Origin of the sequence: Shewanella sp. SM68, from assembly GCF_025653925.1 — a bacterium.
Classification (GTDB): Bacteria; Pseudomonadota; Gammaproteobacteria; order Enterobacterales; family Shewanellaceae; genus Shewanella; species Shewanella oncorhynchi.
Genome location: NZ_JAKKRU010000004.1, coordinates 139,110 through 160,320, shown reverse-complemented (window position 1 = coordinate 160,320; position 21,211 = coordinate 139,110). Strand labels below are relative to the sequence as shown.

16 protein-coding genes are annotated in these 21,211 nt (G+C 43.7%); 7 read left to right on the top strand and 9 right to left on the bottom strand.

What is annotated here, in order from left to right; translation table 11 throughout:
* The first annotated feature begins 183 nt into the window (after positions 1-183).
* Positions 184-1,611, top strand: a complete 1,428-nt coding sequence (locus tag L5M40_RS08680) for a GGDEF domain-containing protein (RefSeq protein ID WP_263176835.1) — start codon at positions 184-186, stop codon at positions 1,609-1,611.
* Positions 1,612-1,745: 134 nt separating this feature from the next.
* Here the strand turns inward: L5M40_RS08680 and L5M40_RS08675 are convergent, their stop codons facing one another.
* The 7 genes from L5M40_RS08675 to L5M40_RS08645 form a co-directional block, all read right to left on the bottom strand.
* Positions 1,746-3,638 carry a methyl-accepting chemotaxis protein gene (locus L5M40_RS08675; protein ID WP_105250050.1) on the bottom strand — a complete coding sequence of 631 codons (1,893 nt, stop codon included), beginning with the start codon at positions 3,636-3,638 and terminating at the stop codon, positions 1,746-1,748.
* Positions 3,639-4,135: 497 nt separating this feature from the next.
* Entirely contained in the window at positions 4,136-6,769 is a 2,634-nt protein-coding gene (pepN, locus tag L5M40_RS08670) for an aminopeptidase N (protein ID WP_263256512.1), read from the bottom strand.
* A 257-nt stretch (positions 6,770-7,026) separates the two neighbouring features.
* Positions 7,027-7,620: a penicillin-binding protein activator LpoB gene (gene lpoB, locus L5M40_RS08665; RefSeq protein WP_173246506.1), complete on the bottom strand. Its 594-nt coding sequence runs from the start codon at positions 7,618-7,620 to the stop codon at positions 7,027-7,029.
* 69 nt (positions 7,621-7,689) lie between these two features.
* Positions 7,690-9,093, bottom strand: coding sequence for a COG3014 family protein (locus L5M40_RS08660; RefSeq protein WP_263175764.1), 1,404 nt, complete (start codon positions 9,091-9,093; stop codon positions 7,690-7,692).
* A complete protein-coding gene (gene def, locus L5M40_RS08655) occupies positions 9,093-9,650 on the bottom strand; it encodes a peptide deformylase (protein WP_263256510.1) in 558 nt (185 codons plus the stop codon). The genes L5M40_RS08660 and def overlap by 1 nt, the downstream gene beginning before the upstream one ends.
* Positions 9,651-9,715: 65 nt before the next feature.
* Positions 9,716-9,928, bottom strand: a complete 213-nt coding sequence (locus L5M40_RS08650) for a SlyX family protein (RefSeq protein ID WP_006080410.1) — start codon at positions 9,926-9,928, stop codon at positions 9,716-9,718.
* Positions 9,929-9,937: 9 nt separating this feature from the next.
* Positions 9,938-10,888 carry a WD40 repeat domain-containing protein gene (locus tag L5M40_RS08645; protein ID WP_028761597.1) on the bottom strand — a complete coding sequence of 317 codons (951 nt, stop codon included), beginning with the start codon at positions 10,886-10,888 and terminating at the stop codon, positions 9,938-9,940.
* A gap of 154 nt (positions 10,889-11,042) precedes the next feature.
* Here L5M40_RS08645 and fkpA point away from each other — a divergent pair, with 154 nt between their 5' ends.
* The 6 genes from fkpA (at position 11,043) to katB (ending at position 18,278) form a co-directional block, all read left to right on the top strand.
* Positions 11,043-11,810: an FKBP-type peptidyl-prolyl cis-trans isomerase gene (gene fkpA, locus L5M40_RS08640; protein ID WP_131524662.1), complete on the top strand. Its 768-nt coding sequence runs from the start codon at positions 11,043-11,045 to the stop codon at positions 11,808-11,810.
* 618 nt (positions 11,811-12,428) lie between these two features.
* Positions 12,429-15,041 (top strand): extracellular exonuclease ExeM, encoded by a 2,613-nt coding sequence (gene exeM, locus L5M40_RS08635; protein WP_263175762.1) that lies wholly within the window; start codon positions 12,429-12,431, stop codon positions 15,039-15,041.
* Between the two features lie 110 nt (positions 15,042-15,151).
* A complete protein-coding gene (locus L5M40_RS08630; protein ID WP_263163751.1) occupies positions 15,152-15,607 on the top strand; it encodes a hypothetical protein in 456 nt (151 codons plus the stop codon).
* Positions 15,608-15,712: 105 nt separating this feature from the next.
* Positions 15,713-16,150: a PaaI family thioesterase gene (locus L5M40_RS08625; RefSeq protein WP_259529458.1), complete on the top strand. Its 438-nt coding sequence runs from the start codon at positions 15,713-15,715 to the stop codon at positions 16,148-16,150.
* Positions 16,151-16,232: 82 nt separating this feature from the next.
* Positions 16,233-16,475, top strand: coding sequence for a YgjV family protein (locus L5M40_RS08620; RefSeq protein WP_028761593.1), 243 nt, complete (start codon positions 16,233-16,235; stop codon positions 16,473-16,475).
* 327 nt (positions 16,476-16,802) lie between these two features.
* Positions 16,803-18,278: a catalase KatB gene (gene katB, locus L5M40_RS08615; RefSeq protein ID WP_263256509.1), complete on the top strand. Its 1,476-nt coding sequence runs from the start codon at positions 16,803-16,805 to the stop codon at positions 18,276-18,278.
* A 116-nt stretch (positions 18,279-18,394) separates the two neighbouring features.
* Here katB and norW read toward each other — a convergent pair whose 3' ends face one another.
* A complete protein-coding gene (norW, locus tag L5M40_RS08610; RefSeq protein WP_263175758.1) occupies positions 18,395-19,561 on the bottom strand; it encodes an NADH:flavorubredoxin reductase NorW in 1,167 nt (388 codons plus the stop codon).
* The gene (gene norV / locus L5M40_RS08605; protein WP_263175756.1) at positions 19,554-21,083 is read right to left on the bottom strand and encodes an anaerobic nitric oxide reductase flavorubredoxin; all 1,530 of its coding nucleotides are present in this window, start codon (positions 21,081-21,083) and stop codon (positions 19,554-19,556) included. The genes norW and norV overlap by 8 nt, the downstream gene beginning before the upstream one ends.
* Positions 21,084-21,211: the final 128 nt, after the last annotated feature.

The following is a 21,211-nucleotide window of genomic DNA, read 5'->3' as shown; positions in this document are numbered from 1 at the left end:
CCGATGGCCTTAAGTATTGTGTTTGATTTTGTTTGAATTTAACTCTGTAAAAGTCGGACTTAACTTAGCCAACTCTGGAATGACATTGAAAATTAACCTACTCTAATAGTGCGTTATTATTATTTTTATGCTTATGATCAAACTTAGGACTTAGCCAAAGACGGACGTTTATTGGAGAATTACGTGAATAATGATGGCTACACTTCCTTAAGCAATTTTATCGACCTTCTCTTGGATGCTATTTGTGTCGTCGATAAAGCGGGGAGGTTTGAATTTGTCAGTGCTGGGGCAGAACGTATTTTTGGCTATACCCCAGAAGAAATGATGGGTATGCAGATGCTAGATCTTGTCATTCCAGAGGATAGGGAACGCACTCTCGCAACGGCCAATGAAATTATGGCTGGTCGCTTTAAAGTCGATTTTGAAAACCGTTATGTGCGTAAAGATGGTGTTATCGTCGATATTCTTTGGTCTGCACGTTGGTCCGATGCTTATCAACAACGTGTCGCAGTCGCTAGAGATATTTCTAAGAGCAAAAATGCCGAACGTAGACAAGCAGCCTTATATGAGATTTCAGAGGCTGTGCATGTCGCTGAGGACTTGCTAGCCCTATATCGTCGAATTCATGAAATTATTGCTAAATTATTGCCTGCAGCAAACTTTGCTATTGCATTGTACGATCAAGATTTAAATGAATTAAGTTTTCCTTATAAAGCCGCTACTGGCAAGGATTCACTTATCGATATTGCAAGTTTCAGTGTGTTCACTGATCAAGTGATCCGCAGTGCTGAGTCTTTACTCCTGTGTCCCGTGACCTTAACTGATTATCCCCAAGCGATTCGTGAAGATTTGGGTAATGGCAGTTTAAGTTGGCTGGGTGTGCCGCTGAAGCTACAGAAAGGCGTTATCGGCGCTTTGATTATGCATAGCTTGCCCACTTCGGCTTCATATACACACCAAGACCGTGAGTTATTGGAGTTTGTTTCTACACAAATAGCCTTTGCGATTGAGCGTCGACAAATGCTCGCGCGATTAGAGCATATTGCACTTTATGATCAGTTAACCTTGTTACCTAATCGTGAGCTTTTTTACGATAGATTTCAAAAGGCGCTATCTCGAGCCCATAGGGAATCAAGTTATTTCTCTTTGCTTTATTTAGACTTAGATAGATTTAAGTGGGTTAACGATACTTTTGGTCATAGCGTGGGCGATTTATTACTACAAGTGACAGCGCAGCGAATAGTCAGTTGTGTGAGGGGCTCAGATACCGTTGCGCGTTTTGGGGGGGATGAGTTTGTCATCTTACTTGAACGAGTCGATTCAGCACATAATACCCTGCTGGCTGCGCAAAAAATATTGCAAGTATTCGAGCAACCCTTCGAGCTTGCCGAACAGCAGATCCATATTCTGCCGAGTATCGGTATTGCTCTGTATCCAGAGCACGGTGAAGATGAGAAACAGCTTATTTCCTGTGCCGATACTGCTATGTATAAAGCTAAAAAGAATGGCGGAAATCGAATTGAAATGGGTTATCAAGGATTAAGAAACTTACATGCTGAGCTTCGGCCTGAGGCCAATATTCCTGAAAATAAAGCGATGAAGATCATTTAAGCTCGCTTTAGGCGAGCCATTGTAAGTCTTTGAAGAAATAATATGTAAAGAAATGCCCGCAAATGTCACTGACACTTGCGGGCATTATTGTATGGAACTGTTGATGTAATCTTTATATAAAATAAGGCTTTTGATTACAGTTTGAAGCGATTAACTTCCTGCTGCAATGATGCGGCTAAATGGGCGAGCTCTTGAGCTTGGACCATAGACGTTTGTGCCTCAATCGAGAGATTCTCTGACACTTCACGAATCGACTCTGTATTACGGTTGATTTCGCTGGTGACTGAGGTTTGCTCCTCGGCTGCAGTGGCAATTTGGCTCGCCATATCTGAAATATCATTAATGGCTTTGCTGATTTGCAACAGACTTTCGCTGGCTGAATTAGCATCGGCCACACTGGTTTCTGCCATTTCATGACTTTGAGTCATAGACTTAACGGCTTTGCCTGCGGTTTGTTGTAGGGTTTCGATCATCGCTTGAATTTCTTGTGTCGATGAATGCGTACGTTGTGACAGTACACGCACCTCATCAGCAACTACAGCGAAGCCACGACCTTGTTCTCCTGCACGTGCCGCCTCAATGGCTGCATTGAGTGCAAGTAAGTTGGTTTGCTCTGCGATGCCACTAATGGTCAACAAAATGCTGTTGATCTTTTGTGAGTGCTCGTTCAGTTCACCGATAATTCGCCCTGCAGTTTCTACTTCACTGGCTAAATTACGGATAGATTGCTGGCTTTGCATTACCTGTTTATGGCCATGGTTTGAAAGTCCGACCGCATTTTGAGCGGTCTGCGCTGTATGCTCAGCATTACTGGCAATTTCCTCGGTGGCGCTGGCCATTTCGGTCACCGCAGTGGCAACCATAGTCACTTCATCTTGCTGTACTTCAATGCGCTGACTGTTATCCGTTGCCGACGCACTACTTCCTTTGGCTTGATATTCCAATTGGCCCGCAATCTTGTGCATGCGGGAAATCATACCGTGTAGACGTTCTACAAAGCGGTTAAACCCCGAAGCTAACATACCAATTTCATCGTGACTGTTGGCAGTATGAATGCGCACAGTGAGATCGCCATCGCCTTCGGCAATATCATTGAGTGCTTGGGCAACGCGTTCGAGATCTTTGAATTGAATTTTAAAGATGGCGATTAAAATTAAACCAAACAGCACCAATAGTGCAACACCTACGGCTGACATCCACCAAGCAAGATCGGTTGCCTGTGACATGATTTCTTGCTTATCCATTACGAAAATCAGCGCCCAGTCTGTTGAGGGTATTGCCGCAACATAGACTAACTTAGTGGCACCATCGAGGTTTCGCTCTTCCATCGTATTGGCATTAGTGCGCTGTGATAACCAGTTATTACTAAAATTACTATCGATTTTAGTGAGTTGTTGAGTATTTAGCTGGCTATTGGGATGACTAATAATGAGCCCTGCATTATCGACCATCAGAGTGTAACCTTTGCCTGGTACTTGGAGGCGCTGCACTGCATCTGTTAACTGATCTATGGTTAAGTTTGCAGCCGCTACGCCTATGAGCTGGCCTGAGCTCATCACAGGTTCTGCTATAGTTACGACTTGTTTTTTCAATGTGGCGCTGACGTAGGGCGCCGTCATGATCATTTTACCCGCCGTTTTAGCATCCATATACCAAGGGCGAACGCGGGGATCATAATTTGCGGTATTCAGCGACGGATCTTGGCGATACATGTTGCCTTGCTCGTCACCATAGTAAGTGAGGGCAAAGTCAACCGCAGTATGCGCTTGCAACAAATGAGGGGTAACGTTGGTACTAGGATTGGCTTCAATGGTTTGCTTTAGGCTAGTAATGGCCATTTTTCTGTCTTGTATCCACTGACCTATGCCGGATGAAAAAGTCTTCGCCAGTTGGTCAATTTCATGTTGGGTGTTTTCTAACGCATTATTTCTAATGAAATAACTAGAGATACTCACGAGTACAGCAATAGTGATCAGTACAGCGGAAAGACTGCTAAACAGCAGCCGCGTTTTGAGTGTCGATCGCATAATCTATATCCTTTATATTCCGTTAGCTCTCTAACATTGTTTTAGTATAGCGGCAGTACGGGGCAAAACATTAAATCATTGAAGAATTATAGTAATAAATTTAGAAGTGACGCCCATAATTTATGAATTTAATAATTACATGATTTTTATATCAATAACGATTGCGTCAGCGGTTGTTTATTTGATGAGCTGATGGAACTTAGCAGACTAAACTGAAGAGATGAATAATATTTTACAGGTGATAAATAACATTAGTTATCGTCAGTAAGCCGTTAAAATACATAAGCTCAAGCTAACAATTTAATTAAATATGTCATTGGTTGTGAGTGTGATTAATTCATTATTCAGAATGCTGGCTTGTTTATATCAAAGGTTAGTGAGCTTAATTTCGCGCGGGTAACATCTTGTGTGCTGGTTCAAGTTTAAGACTCATCTGTAACAGAACATAAAAAAGGGACTCCTAGGAGCCCCTTTTTAATTTTAAAATGACCTAAATATTAGTGGGTCATCTTATTTTTGATCAGCACACAACGCTGCTCTATTTGACGGGTTTCCAGTAGATTACGGCGGGTAAGGTTAGATAGCCCAGTTTGGCGATCAAGTACTTTGTCCAATGCCGCTATGCTAGTGTAATTACAATCGGTTGGGATGAGGAAATGGCTATAATTACGCATAAATACAGGCCCTTTTTTGTCCATATCCATTAAGCTCGCCAGACGCTCTTCCGCTGTAGCTGCGCTTAATAGTTTTTGCTCAGCAGGATAAAGATTTTGCATAATAATCCGCTGTTTGGAGAAAGGTAGGCTGTCTAGATGTACTTTACTTAACCAACGACGTTTTGCGGCCGCTTCAGGGCGGATCACTTGTGCCGCAAGTGCCGCTTTTTCACCAGAGTCTGAATTATCCTTGGCAGCTTCTTTGGTTAAGCGCTGCAGCGCGTTAGGAAAATCATAGCGATTAAGCTGGGTTATGATTGCCCATCGTAAATCTTGATCTAAAGTTAACCCCTTAATTTTTGTTTCACCATCAATGAGTTGTGCTAAATGACGCAGTGAATCTCTGTCGCTTGCTAAACTGACATAGGCATTGAACCAGATCCGTTGGAAATCATTATCGCCTTTATTTTCCATTGCTTTTCTCAGACTCATTTGGCTTAAGCCTTTAATTGCATTTTCAGCGTAGTTTTGCTGAATAGGGGCGATCTGCGCGAGATATTCCTTCGAGCGCAACATGCTATCGATGATCTGACCAACAATCGTGTAGTCCGTCTCAGCAGGCGCGTTAACAAACACTGTGCTTAGGTATTGATCTAAGCTCAATTTACCTTCGCGGACGCTGTCCCACAGACTTTGCCATAGCATAGATCTCAGTAGTGGATCGGAAATATTACTCAGTTGTTGTTTTGCGGTATTAAATGACTTGTCATCAAGCTCGACTTTCACAAAGCCCCAATCATCAAAGTTTGGATAGACTAGGTCTGGGCAGCGCTCACCAATCAGTTGTTTAACTTCAGTACGCTCGCCTTTGTAAGTCACTGGCACTGTAATGTCATTTCGCAGATCAAAGCGACCTTGGGTAAATAAAGCCACTTGGACTTTTTGTTCACGTAATGTGGGTAGCTCTGCGCTTGCAGGGAGCTGTCGTAGGCTAAATTCGCTGATTCGGTTGCCTTCACAACGATATTCCGCCTTGATGGTGTTAACGCCCGCGCTGTAGAGCCATTCTTGAGTCCATGCACTTAAATCGCGGCCAGCGGCTTTCCCTAGGCTATTGATAAAATCGTCTAACTCAGCATTTTGATAACTATATTGTTTTAAATAGTTACTGACGCCACGACGAAACACCATGTCCCCGAGTAAATGGCGTAATTGTTTCAGCGTTGATGCGCCTTTTTGGTAAGTGATAGCATCGATATTGTCGAAGGCGTTCTGAGTCGTTGCTACGGGTACTTCAATGGGGTGCGTGGTGACTAAGCTGTCTTGCTCGTAGGCTTTTTGCTTGCCTTTAGCGTAGAAGGTACGCCAAGCATTGGTGAATTCTGTGGCTTCTTGAGTCGCAAGTGTGCCCATAAATGAAGCAAAACTTTCATTTAACCACAAGCCGTTCCACCATTTCATGGTGACGAGATCGCCAAACCACTGGTGCGCCATTTCGTGCATGATCACGCCCGCAAGATTTTGCTTCTGATCCGCTGTCATAGCCGCTTTATGAAGGAAGAGATCTTCGGAAAAGGTCACTGCGCCCGCGTTTTCCATTGCGCCATAAAGGAAGTCTGGCACTAGAATTTGATCGTATTTCTTAAAGGGATAAGGAATACCAAAGTAATTATCGAAAAAAGTTAATCCTTGTTTTGTATAGGTAAACCAATCTTGCTCCGTGACTTGGTTAGCAACGGATTGACGGGCGAACAGGCGCATAGGATAGCGGCCTGAGTTGTCTTGCCACATGTGATAAGGGCCCGCGTGCATCGAAAAGTTATATGGGCTTAGCTTAGGTGTTTGTGGGAAAGTCCAACGATTGTAAGCACCCGCTGGGGTGATTTGGCTTTCACGCATCGAGCTAATGACTTGCCAGTCTTTGGGCGCTGTTACCGTAATTTGATAGTTAGCCTTGAGATCCGGTTGGTCGAACACTGCGAACATTTGCTGAGCTGCAGCGGGTTCAAAATGAGAGTAGAGGTAGACCTTGCCATCGATTGGATCTTTAAAACGGTGTAAACCTTCACCATTGGTGCTGTGGGCACGGCTAAATTGCACTTCTATGGTATTTTCACCTGAGGTGAGCAAACGCGTATTTAAGCTGATGTAAGCGCCATTGTAATTGGGGTATACGGCGGTACCGTTGATGATAAAGCGTTTTATCTGCGCCTTGTTTAAATCTAAGCTCAGTTGTTTTGGCACTTCACTTAATTGAAATGTCACTTTGGAGGTGGCGGAAAACTCGGCGTCCCCTGTGAGCTGAAAATCCAAGTCATAGTGAATATCGGAGATGACCTGCGAGCGAAGCGCAGCCTGATATTGGCTAATATAAGCGCTAGCATCACGTGGACCCGTATTGAGTGTACTTTGGGTTGCACACGACATTAATGTGCCGCAGGTAAGGGCAACGAGACTGGCTTTAAACAAGTTCACAACTTAAATCCTTCAACGATTTGTTTTGTTTTCTGCTTGGATGTTTGCATTCAATATCGTGTGTGTAGGTTTGCCTTTGTGGCAAATTATCCCTCGCGCCAGCGCCAATTTTGAGCATCATCATCGCAGTGTATTTTTGGCCGAGTACACTACCTTATTTACCTTGGATTACCAATGTTAAAAATGTAAAAAAAAGCCAGCGTTAACGCTGGCTTCTTGAGATTACTGTTTGGCAGAATTAAGTGCCAATAGGACAATTACATGCCTAAGAAAGACTTAGACTTCATCTTACGGATTTCTTTTTCATCAGACCATTCGATAAGGCCTGTTTCTAAATCCATTAAACGCATTGTCATCTTATAGTAGACATCTTTAGTGCTACCGTCTTGCTTCACTATGCTCGATAAATTGCCATATAACATGTATTGAGCGCCAATTTGACGACCAAACTTGATGGCGGTTGATGGGTCAACCATGCCAGTGTTGTTTTGGTAATCTAGTTGTTTACGGACTGAATCTACTTTAGTCATGTCGATAAAACGGAACTTGCCTGAGCGCAATAATTTGTTACTGATAGAGTCAGTGACAGACTCAGTGTCGATATGTTCTGAGGTTTTGTTTTTGATGCTATCAACAAATAAAATCGGGCGGTCATTGGCTGTTATTGCCACGATAGGAGGGAAAGTCATCATGCTATCCACCATCTTGGCTGCAATAGCTTGTAGATCCGTCGAGCCAAAGTTCTCATTGACGGTTTCAACTTCTGTGGCATCGCCATATTCGACTTTAGATTGACATGCAGCTAGACCCATAACGGCAGCCAGTACAAAAATCAGTTTAAATTGTTTCATAGTCAGTTCCATTTTGTGATTGTATAAACTTAATGACACACGTCTTATTCAAATACCACAACCGCTAGGCTAAATGATTATTGAATAAATTCGGGTGTAATTACCAGTATCAATTGCCCAGACTAAGGTGGTTTTGCCTGCTGCAACATCAATTTTAGCCGGTGGCGCTTTATCTAACTGCAAAGTGTATTCACCTGCACTCAAATAACGCCGCCCGATCTGTGCTTGTTTAGGGAGCGTCAGCCAACTACGACGATCCGCTTGTTCTGTTACTACGTTAAAAATCTGCATCGCTATGCTGCCAATATCGGCCGCATTGTTACCCGGTTTGCCACTCTTCTCAATCTGATAGGCCATCTCAGATTTAGCATAGACTCTAGCGACTTGACGGACTAGCGTCGCGGGCAGATCTTCCTTGAGTGCTGTGATGGCTAAGGCATCGATATTGGCAATAGGTTCAGTTTTCAGCACTGTACCTAAACCTTGCACTTGCGTCTCTGGCACAAAAGTATTGTTTGGCATGTAGGTAGCGAGTGACACTGTCTGCCAGTTACCATGGATAGTAAAAGGTACAGTGAGAGCTTGTTTTGCTGGCACAAAGCCGCGCTCGACCATCAAAATTACTTGACCATCTTTGGGATTGGGCAACTTAGCATCGCCCCAACGGCGCTTAAACTCATCATATTGTGGCATGCCGAGCTGCTTGGCGAGACGGACCAGATCTTGCTGTAAATAGGTGTTATCTGGAGTGATTTGTGCTGCTTTACGATAATCGATATAGGCATCGTTCGGCTCACCCAGCACTTCGTGCAGTACACCAGTCGTGTAATAACTGTAAGCGTTTAAGAAAGAACTGGTGACTGTGCCCGCGGCTTGTCCTAGTTTGTTAACCTCGGCATCTATGGTGCCGTTTGCCATGGCTTGAACTGACTTTTGTGATTTTTGATAGCGTTCTTGCTCGCTGCTCTGTAGTTCGTTACTGCGACGAACTTCGACTAGAGCCCCCTGATAGTCTCCACTAAACAAATAGTTAAGAGCTTGGTATTGGTGCAGCATGATGCGTTCATACCCTGGGCCTCGGTACGGAATCGCATTGTCGTTTAACACTAAGCTGCTGGCTGTTGCGCCAATGTCACTAACGCTGACTTTGGCCTTATCATCAAAGGCGGTATAAGCATCTACTGCTTGCTGATAATATTTTTTACTGGCAGCAAAATCGCCGGCGACTTGAGCAATTCGTCCCGCTTCTTGGGCATAGAGTAAGCCGTCATTGCCATTGATATTGCTGGCAAGTTTGTCGATATCGGCCATGGGAGTCGCACTATTAAGCTCTTGTTTGAGTGGTTCAATCTGCGCAGGATAATTAATGAAAATACTGTTATAAGCGCAGCCAGATAAGTTTAAAATCAATCCCATTGCCAAGGTTGGTGCAATAAATGCGCGAGAAAAAGATGTAACGAAGGACAGTTTCATTATTGCGCTTCACCTTTTTTGATGGATTGGGCTGAAATCGCCTGAGTCTGTTCTGGCATAAGTGAACGCTCGAGTAATGTGATCCCTTGAAGGTGATCAAATTCATGTTGAAAAATCCGTGCAATAAAGCCCGTTAATCCGGTTTGTTGCCACTCGCCTTGTAAATTTTGATAGCGTACTTCAATGGCTTGATGTCTTTGTATCGTAAATCTTTGCCCCGGTACAGATAAGCAGCCTTCTTCTCCGCTGACCAACTCGCTTGATGCATTAATGATTTGCGGATTAACCACGACCACAGGCGCCATATTGGGCGCGTCGGGATAACGCTCATTAGGGCGAGAAGCCATAATAAATAAGGCTAAAGGGCTGTGAACTTGGGAGGCTGCGATACCAACGCCATTGGCAGCGTCCATGCTGGCAGACATTTGCTCGGCAAGATGCACGAGCTCGGCATCGAAATGGTTCACTGTGATTGCAGTCTGCCTTAGAATGGGTTCACCCACTAACGCTATGGGTAATAGAGTTGGGGTTTCTTTTGGCATTAAATGTTTAAACATCGCATTCCCTGGATATTTTGCAGTAACTGTTTTTTTAATCAAAGTTAACATCTAAAGCGTCAGTGTTAATAATGTGGTGGTGGCGTTTCTTCAGCCTGAGTCGCCATATTACTCGGTTCCATGTCCTGCAACTTACCAATTAACATGTGAATTTGGTGTTGCTGGTGAGCCACCAGTCGATTTAATTTGATGACCTCTTGGTTTAATTCTTCGACTGTGAGCTCTTGAAAAGCCAATTTGGTTTCTAGATCTTCAATCTGTGCTTGTACGCCTTGCATGGCTAACCTCTATTTCTGCCAAGTTTCAACTAAGCCTTGGCTACTGATACTAACGACTTTATTGGTATCTCGAATTGCCACAGAGTATACAACGGCTCCTCGATTTTGGCTGTTTTTAGTGAGTGCAACCTGCCATTTTTCAATTTGTTTACCCGAGTCACGTTGCCAGAGTATAACTTCCCGCGCTGGCGTACCTGTTAATATCTGGCTGTCTTGTTTGATAAACCTCACCGCTGAAAAGTTCATTTGACGACGGGTAATATCCAGCTTGTTTAATAGCTTACCGCTTGTGTTATCCCAGATCTTTGCTTCATCTGTGCTGCCATTGGTAAAACTTAAACTACCACTGTCGTTGAGTGCCACTTTGGTTATACGGCTGCCGAGTGTCCACGTATGAAGCGGTTGGCCAGTTTGTGCCTGCCAGAGAATCGCCTGCATATCATTTGACCCCGTTAATGCTAATCGGCCATCAGCAGATAGGGCTACACTATTGACGCGCTCTTTATGTCCAAGAAACTTGATTAAGGCAGATTTTTCGGCATTAAGCGACATGACTGAACCATCATTTAAACCAATAAGTAGTGCGCCATTATCGGCTACCGCGACACTTTCACCGGATGAAGGTAAGGACCACCAGCCCAAAGGCTTACCGTCGGCTATTTTCCACATAGCAACTGAATCTCGGCTTAACGATGCGGCAAATATCCCGTTGGGAGAAATCGCCGTACCTGTGACGCCAGTATTAATATCGCCATGTATCCATTGGTATTTGAGGGTATGGGTGCTGAGATCCCAGCATTGAACTCCACTACTTTGAGTGGCAACTAAGGCGAATTGCCCATTACTTGATAGGCTCGCGCTATAGCTGGGTTCTGTCGTGAGAACACTGATATCTTCTGCTTTGGGGTGGCAAGCGATTAGAAAAACTGTGCAAATTACCAGCAGTAGATTTTTCTTCATGAACTTGCTCCCTAAGTTGTTGTCTTTAGACTTGATCAAGTGACATTAATCACTGTTAACCCATAAAGAATCTAGTTGGTATAACCGAGATAACTAGTATAAAGTTGTCACGCTTAGGTTATTGTAACCGCTTGAGGATGCTGAGGAAGCTTTAATGAAATCGATTTATAAATTATCGTTAGTTGCATTGGCTATTATTGGCCTATCTGCTTGTAATCAAGAAGAAAAAGCAGCTACGAGTACAAATGTTGAATTAACGACTGAAGCTCAAAAAGAAGCTTACAGTGTAGGCGCTTCAATCGGTCGTTATATGTCTGGCCATATCAAAGAGCAAGAAGAATTAGGCCTGCCAGTTGATCGCACTCTGATCGTCACTGGTTTCACTAATGGTCTGAATGACCAATTAAGTTTAACCGAAGAAGAAATGCAAACCATTCTTCAAGGTCTAGATAAAAAGTTAAACGATAAACGTCAGGAACAAGCAACAGCGATTTCTGCGAAAAATATCGAAGATGGTAAAAAATTCCTTGAAGAAAACAAGGTTAAGCCTGGTGTAGTGACAACTGAGTCTGGCTTACAATATGAAGTATTAACTCCAGGCACGGGTGAAAAGCCTGCCGCAGAAGACACTGTAGAAGTGGATTATGTCGGTACTTTACTTGACGGTACTGAGTTTGATAGTTCTTATAAACGCGGCGAAGCGGCTAAGTTCCCTTTGAATCGCGTTATTCCAGGTTGGACTGAAGGCGTGCAATTAATGCCTGTTGGCGCTAAGTTCAAGTTTGTGATCCCATCGGAATTAGCCTATGGCGTACGTGATACTGGTACTATTCCACCAAACTCTACGTTGATTTTCGAAGTTGAGTTGAAATCAATCGAGAAAGCTTCTGCGGCGCCAGTAGCTGAACCTGCTAAAAAGTAATTGATTAGCTGCGACGTGTAATACGCCGCAATTGAAAATACCGCTCCTAAATGAGCGGTATTTTTTTGTCTGTAAAATTCGCATTATTGTTTTAATATTGAGCTCACTATCTTACAGTCGTTGGTTCTCAGACTGGCTTTATGTTTCATTTTTATACCCATCATCAACATTAATCTGCTGCAATAACCAAGGGTATAAATCATCCACTTTAGCAGTTTGACTGTTATGTTTATTTCAAAATAATGAATGCTAAATTAAGTTTTAATTATATCCATTACCTTTTAAGGACCCGTGTTCCTTATATATTATTGGGTATTGCATACCGAATAATATCATCAAAATATCACATTAAAATATTGATTATTATTTGAGCTGGACACTAGATGCTTTGAGCTTATGTGTATTGCTCTTACTGTTTGTTTTTACATGGCTAATACTTTTGATTTACCATCCTGTTCTGTTAGGTGAACAGTGAGGTGTCTATAATTAGTTACTCATCAATGTGTTACATTGGCAATGTGCGATCTTGCCCTCTTTTTTTACGCATTCAACTCTGAAATAATCCGCTCGCACGTTAATAGAAGTTAGCGGCAATATTATAATAATGGGGTTGATGATATGGATAATGTTAATAAATTAACGGCTATTTCTTTAGCTGTTGCAGCGGCTTTGCCTATGATGGCAAGCGCAGATGTGATGATCACCGAATATGTTGAAGGTAGCTCAAATAATAAAGCGATTGAACTGTATAACAGCGGCGATACGGCAATTGATCTCGCGGGTTATAAACTGGTTCGTTATAAAGATGGTGCTACTGTTGCGTCGGATATGGTGGCTTTAGGTGGTCAAACTATTGCGGCAAAATCGACAAAAGTTATTTTAAATACTAGCGGTACTATTACTGTTGCTCAAGGGGTTGATAGTTACTCTGGTAGTTTAAGTTTTAATGGCGGTGATGCGGTTGCCTTAATGAAAGATGATGCAGTCATCGATATTATTGGTGATGTGCCGACGCCAACGGGTTGGGGATTAGACGTTACCTTAAAACGTAAATTAGATGCGTTAGTGGCGAATACAGTATTTAATGCCGCCCAGTGGGAACAATTACCTAAAGATACCTTCTCTGGTTTAGGTTCTCTAGAAACGCCTGCTGAGCCAGAAGTGCCGCTCTTTAGCTGTACTGGCGCTAAAATTGTGCCTATTTATCAAGTACAAGGTGCGGGCGAGTCGAGCCCATTTGTACCAGCAGGGGCATTCGAATCTGAAGCCGAAGTGACTGTGCGTGGCGTAGTGACTGCCCGTGGTGAAAGTTTGTTTAAAGGTTTTTACTTACAAGAAGTTAAGGGTGATAACTCACCGTATACCTCTGATGGTGTATTTGTATTCTTAGGTGAAGCTGCACCTGAAGCGATTCAACCAGGGGTTGAAGTGTGTGTGCAGGGTAAAGTGAAAGAATACTTTGGCCTAACTCAAATCGATATTAAAGCCGATAAGAAATTTGATGTTGGCGCTAAGGGTGAAGTCCCTATTGCCGCACCTTTCTATGTGGCCGATGGCGAAACCTTAGCGCAAGCATTAGAGCGCTATGAAGGCATGAATGTGGCCTTAGATGCGGGCAGTGATCTTAAAATCAGCCGCACCTTCAGCTTCGACTATGCGGGTAGTCGCAATAACATGCTAGTGTCATATCAAGCACCTTTGATGAAGCCTACACAGCTGTATCCAGCGCTTTCTGCTGAAGCAACGGCATTAGTTAAATCTAACCGCGAAAACCAACTCTTTATCGAATCCGATTACAAGCCTGCCAATGGTGTTATTCCATACTTCCCTGATTTCAATGTGGAAACGGGTTACATCCGTGTTGGCGATCAACTGACTAACCTGCAAGGTGTGATTGGTTACAGCTACGGCGCTTATCGTTTAGTGGCGACTAATACTATTACAGCGGGTGATTTTATCCGTGGTGACGATAGAACTGAAGCCCCAAGTGTTGCAACTAAGGGTGATCTGCGCGTGGCTAGCTTTAACGTGCTGAACTTCTTTAACGATGTTGATGGTGGCGATACCAATCCATCAGGCAGTAACCGTGGCGCCCTAACGCTGGAAGAAATGGTGCTGCAACGTACTAAAATCGTTAGCGCTATTACCGCTATGAACGCCGATATTGTGGGTTTGATGGAAATTGCTAACAACGGTTTTGGTGAGAAGAGTGCTATTAAGGATTTAGTCGATGCACTAAATGACAAGCAGACGCCTGAAAACGCCTATAGCTTTGTTGAAATCACCGATGCTGATAAGTATGACGGCAAGTACTTTGGCACAGATGCGATCACTGTCGGCATGTTATACCGTGGTGGTAAAGTGACTTTAGCGGGGGCCGCACAAGTTATCGGTACTCCAGAACAGCACGCCAGTGCTGGCAGCGTGACTCGTACTAAAGATGGCAAAACTGAGACTAACCCTGGTAATGATGCTTATCAACGTCACAGCTTAGCGCAAACCTTTAAAATCCATGATGAGTCTCTGACCGTAGTCGTTAACCATTTGAAATCTAAAGGCTCAGGCTGTTTAGAAGATTGGGCTAACTTCGAAGAGTCAGTTGATCCTGCCGATCAACAGGGCAAGTGTAATGCTTTCCGCGTATCTGCGGCCAAAGTCTTGGGTGAAACGCTAAAAGACGTGAAAGGCGACTTACTGATCATCGGTGATATGAATGCCTATGGTATGGAGGATCCTATCCGTGTACTAACCGACTTCGATGCGAGCAAGTCAGATCGTGACATCCTGACCGCTTCATGGACGACGCTCGACGGCAAAGTGTTTGAGCGCCAAGGCAGCAAGATTGAAAAAGGTTATGGCTTTATCAACTTGAACACGAAAGCCCACGGTGCAAGCACTTTCTCTTATAGCTATAACGGCGAGTTAGGTAACTTAGATCATGCTTTAGCCAATGCTAGCTTAGCCAAACGTTTAGTGGATATTGAAGATTGGCATATCAACTCAGTGGAATCTAGCTTGTTTGAATACGGTAAGAAGTTCTCTGGTGATCTGGTTAAATCTGAAAATGCTTTTTCTGCATCGGATCATGATCCTGTGATTGTTGCTTTAAGTTATCCTGCGCCAGTAGTCCCGCCAAAACCTGAGCCAAAGCCTAAAGATGATGGCGGTGCTTTAGGTTATTTAGGTTTAGCACTGATGTCCTTGTTTGGTTTGCAGCGTCGTCGCCGTTAACCTGTATATGGGGTTAACTCACAAGTGCAATTTGTGAGCTAGACTGAAACAAAGGGATGGTTAACCATCCCTTTTTTATCTCTTTTTTTCAGTTTTTATTAGGAGTGAGTATGGATACCACCTCAAATCCGCTGAAAACCATGAATATCAAGGCACCACTGTGGTTTTACTTTGTCGCAACGCTCAGTTTGTTGTGGAATATCATGGGGCTGATGGCTTTTGTGATGCAAATGACTATGACGCCAGATGCACTCGCACAGATGAGCCCAGATCAAATTAAACTCTATGAAACGACGCCAATTTGGGTTGATGCTGTGTTTGGCTTTGCCGTGGTTTCAGGGGTTCTAGGATGCCTATTATTGTTATTCAGAAAATTAATTGCTTATAAAGTGTTGGTCGCCTCGCTTATCGCTATTTTGTTGCAAATGACCTATGTATTTTGCATTCAGCAAGCGGCTGTGGTGCTAGGAGCTGACGCGTTAATTATGCCAAGTGTAGTCGTGGTGTGGGGATTATTTCTTGTCTGGTTTAGTCAGCTAAGTACCGTTAAATCTTGGTTAGTTTGAGCCTTATTTTTGCTGATATTGATGTGACCAGCTGAGAGTAAACTAGTTGAACTTCATCCACTTCACAGTAAACTGCTGATTGGTTTTATTGACTAGGAAGTTGCAATGAGTATTTGGTTTAGAGCTGTAACGTTAGAGGATTGCGCGCGTTTAGATGCCGGTATGGGTGGCAAAGGCACCTTGATGCAGACTTTAGGAATTGAGATCAGTGAGATTGGCGACGATTACATGAAGGCCACTATGCCAGCCAGTCCGGCGGTGCATAACCCTTTGGGCATAGTGCATGGTGGCGCGAATGTCGCGCTTGCTGAAACCGTTGCCAGCTATGCGGCAAATTTCGCGGTGGATTTTGAGCAGTACTATTGTGTCGGTCAAGAAATTAACGCTAACCACTTACGGGCTTCCCGTAATGGGGTATTAACCGCCACGGCTAAGCCTATCCACTTAGGGAAGCGCAGCTCTGTATGGGAGGTTTTAATCCACAACAGCGCGGGTGAACTGACTTGTATTTCACGGATGACGGCGGCTGTCGTTAAACGCTAAATGCAATGAGCCAGCTTATTACCTGTGGTGTGATTGGCGTATCAATCGTTTGATTTAAATAATATATAGATAAGGATTGGATATGGATAACGCTACAATTTGGGAATGGGTTGGTTATTTAGCTTCAGTGGTCGTTGCAATATCACTGATGATGTCAAACATTAAGAAACTGCGCTGGTGGAATCTCATTGGTGCGGCTTTATTTGTGGCCTACGGTGTGGCAATTGGGGCTTATCCTGTTGCCTTAGTTAACTTTTTTATCGTGCTGATTGACACTTATTATTTGGTTAAGCTTTATCGTGAAGCCGACTTATCCAGCAGTTAATGGCAGTGTATTAGCTTAACTCCGCTTTCTCGCACCGCACTTCGCTCCATTGTCCTGAGCAGCTATTTGGTTTTTCAACAGCATCTTAAGTGATGTGAGCGGACCATTGGCTGTGAGTCCGTGTAATTCATTAACTGTCTTGCCAAACTTATCTTTAATCTTTTTTCTAGATTGTATGAATCTAGTTTAATTGTTTTATTCTCAAGTGGTAATTCTCTATTCTTGCTCTATCGACAACACGTCGCCAGCCAAGGAGATAAACCATGGCCACCATTTACGATTTAATTGAAACCTGGTTAACCAGCAATCAAGACTAAGGAGCAGGGCATGAGTAAACAACATCAAACAAGTCAGTACTTAACGAGCCAAAACGGCGCCCCAGTGGCCGACGATCAAAACTCACTGTCGGCGGGTGAGCGTGGTCCTCTGCTATTGCAAGATTGGCATTTAATTGAAAAGTTAGCCCATTTCAACCGTGAGCGTATTCCTGAGCGTATCGTGCATGCTAAAGGTACTGGGGTTTACGGCACATTTACGCTGACTAAAGATTTAAGCGATTACACCATTGCTGACCATTTCAATGGTGTTGGTAAGCAAACCGAAACCTTTATTCGTTTCTCAACCGTAGGTGGAGAAATGGGTTCTGCCGACGCAGAGCGCGATCCACGCGGCTTTGGTTTACGTTTTTATACTACCCGTGGTAATCACGATATCGTGGGTAACAATACGCCGACCTTTTTCTTACGAGATGGGATTAAGTTTCCAGACTTTATCCATACGCAAAAGCGTAATCCTAAGACAAACTTAAAAGATCCGCAGGCTATGTGGGACTTTTGGTCATTGAATCCTGAAGCTATGCATCAAGTGACCATTTTGATGTCGGATCGTGGTATTCCGGCGAACTACCGTCAAATGCACGGTTATGGTTCACACACTTTCTCGCTGTGGAATGCCAAGGGCGAGCGTTTCTGGGTAAAGTTCCACTTTAAATCGCAGCAAGGCGTGGTCAACTTAACTAATGAACAGGCTGATAAATTAAAAGGGATTGATCCCGATTCATCGCAGCGCGATATGGTGGTTGCTATTACTGATGGTAACTTCCCGCGTTGGACGGTTAATGTGCAGATTATGCCTGAGGCGGATGCCAATACTTACCATATCAATCCATTTGATTTAACTAAGGTTTGGCCGCATAGCGACTATCCATTACTTGAGATTGGTGTATTAGAGCTGAATCGTCTGCCACAAAACTACTTTGCTGAAGTTGAGCAAGTGGCATTGGCACCTAGTAATTTGGTCCCAGGCGTCGGGGCTTCACCAGACAAGATGTTACAAGCGCGTTTATTTGCCTACGCCGATGCGCAGCGTTACCGCATTGGTGCTAACTACAACCAATTGCCAGTAAACTGCCCGCATGCCGCTAAGGCAAATCACCATCAACGTGCAGGTGCGATGGCGGGCACACAATGCCCTTACCATGGCAGTCAAACTGGTGGCGACGCTTCGGCAAACTATGGCCCGAACAGCACTGCTGATGCCTTGGTTGAGCCAGTAAACTTTAGCGAACCACCATTGCGTTTAGAAGGTGAAGCGGCGCGTTACAGTCGTTATAACCAAGACGATTATACCCAAGCGGGTAATTTGTATTGCATCTTCTCTGAAGCTGAGAAAGCGCGCCTAGTGGCAACAATTTCGGGTTCATTAAGTCAAGCGAGTTTAGATGTGCAGCAACGTATGGTGGCGCATTTTACTCAAGCCGATGCGGATTATGGACAACGTATTAAACTGGCATTAGGTCTTTAAACTGTTGCTGTTGCGAATATTTGAATAAATAGTAGAAACGATAAAACTGAGTAGAAAGCCTCTACTCAGTTTTTATTATCAGCGACAACAATATTAACATTCTCGTTAATGTGCTCTTAGGCCGCGATGAGTGCCGCGTTAGGGCTATTTAGCTGCTTTAACAATCCAAACGCTTGCTGCATTTTATCCTCGGTTACGATAAATCCTATAAATTTTTCATCCACGTCGAATGCTTTAATACAGCTTCCTTGAGCATCAATATCGACTTGCCAGCGATGGACGCCATTGACTGTTATACCGCTGAGCTGGATAGGTAACAGTGGCGTTTTCACTTTAATGAGCATGGCGGGAAAATTCACTGCTGTCGGTTGGTTCAGTAATGTGTTCGCCAGCGCATTGGCGCTCAGTAACGCAGGTTGCAAATAGGCCCTATTTTGGCCGTTGATTTGGGCGCAATCACCTAGCGCATAAATATGGGCATCGTTGGTTTGTAAGCATTCGTTAACGACGATACCTTTATTGACTTCTAGCCCCGCATGCTGGGCAAGTTGACTGTTAGGGATCAGTCCGGCTGCACAGATAACCGCATCACAAATAAACCGCTGGTCATTATCTAGGCACACAGAGATACTGCCATCTTGGTGCTGCAGTTGGCTGACTCGGGTTTGCAATTGCACTGTGATGTTATGCTGCGTTAGTACAGCGGTCAGTTTGTGGCTTAACATTTCGGGTAGCATATTCGGCATTAAGCTCGCTTGTGGATCGACCAAAAACACTTGCTTACCCGCAGTTGCTAAGTCCATTGCCAGTTCAACTCCGACCAAACCCGCACCGATAACTAGTACTCTCCTCGCGCCATGGATGTCTGCTTCGCAGGCCTGATACTCCATTAAGCTGTTAACTGTGTGGATGATATCGACGCCATCCCCCTCTATAGGCGGAATAAAGGGTCGTGCACCTGTGGCAAGCACTAATTTTTCGTACGCAATTTCGCGTCCTTGATGGCAACAGACTACCTGACGAACTTTATCTATTTTTATGACTTCACAGTGATTTATCACGTCAATTTGTTGTTCATGTGCAAATTCAGTCGCGGTCAATTTTATGAGGTCTGACGCCATTTTTTTAAGGCTAAACACATGGCTTAAATCTGGTTTATGGTATTCGTCACCAGAGTCGGCTGTGATGACTGTAATCGGTTGTTCGCGGTTTAAACGTCGCAGTGTTTTGACTAGCTGATATGCCGCGAATCCACTGCCGATAATGACGATAGGTTTAGACATTAGTCACCTCATTTTTTATGACAGCGAAAACGCTTTTACCTAGGCCACATTCGGGACAGAGGAAGTCTTCGGCCACTTGAGTCCAAGGTGTGCCAGCAATGACATCTTGATTAGGTTCTCCTTTTTCAGGGTCGTAAACCCATTGGCAAACGGTGCAAATCATTGATTGTGTATCATTTAATTCGCACGCTTTTGTTGCAATAGGTGCAGTCATAGGGACGTTATTAGTAGCAGTATTTTCAGCTATTTGACTGGCTGTGGTGGCTTGGCTAGGTTTTGACATGACTTGATTAATGATAGAGCGACTATTCGCGCTATCGAGGGGACGCAATGCCCATTCTCGCGCGATTCGCTGGCCGTGCTGACGGCATTCTTGCATCGCATCTCGATCGGGACGCCATTTGACTTTTAATCCCACCGAGGTTTCAAAACCAGCATCCATCAAACGAGTGTGAATTCTATCGACTGCGCCGCCATTCCAGCCATAACTACCAAAAGCTGCCGCCTTTTTATTGCGAAAACGCAGGCCCGTAATTTCTTCAAGCATGGCGGCAATTTTAGGCATCATCACATTATTCATGGTGGATGAGCCGACTAAAATACCTTTTGACCTAAATGCCTGTGCAAGGATTTCGTTTTTATCATGACGTGCGACGTTATACACTTTTACTGCTACATTGGGGTCAACATCATGAATACCTTGAGCAATACCGTCGGCCATCATGCGAGTATTATTGGACATAGAGTCGTAGAAAATCGTGATGCGGTCTTCTTGATAAGCGTCGGCCCAAGCTAAATATTTGTGAATAATTTGGGCAGGATTATCACGCCACACAATGCCGTGTGAAGTTGCGATCATATCTACAGGTAAATTAAAGCTTAATACTTCGTGAATTTTAGCCGTTACTAGGCTGCTAAAGGGCGTTAAAATGTTTGAGTAGTACCGTAGGCATTGCTCCATTAATTCATTTTGATCAACCTCATCATTGAATAAATGTTCATCGCAATAGTGCTGGCCAAAGGCATCGTTACTGAATAAAACCGCATCTTCGGTGAGGTATGTCATCATGCTATCTGGCCAATGCAACATAGGTGCTTCGATAAATATCAGTTGCTTACCATTGCCTATTGCTAAACTATCACCTGTCTTTACGGTAATGAAATTCCATTCTGGGTGGTGGTGATGTCCTACAATGGAGTCGACCGCATTTTCACTGCAGTAAATTGGTGTGTTAGGAATTTTGGCCATTAATGCAGTCAGGGCGCCTGAGTGGTCTTCCTCTGCATGGTTCATCACAATATAGTCTATGTCGGTTAAATTAATTTCAGCTTCAAGATTTTGTAAGAATTGCTGGCTAAACCGATGATCAACTGTATCAATTAACACGGTTTTTTCTTCACGGATAAGGTAGCTATTGTAGCTTGTGCCTTTAGTTATCTTGTACTCAGTACCATGAAAATCTTGCACTTCCCAATCGCGTTGACCCACCCAGTGGATATTGTTTTTTACATGAATAGTCATAAATACACCTGTGATAATTAATAATGAATGCGCTACGTAAATCTTGCTTATTTAGTTAAATCTCTTATTGCACTCACCATGCCAATATTTTAAGGTTTTGATTTTTATTGGTATTAGCGTATTTCAAC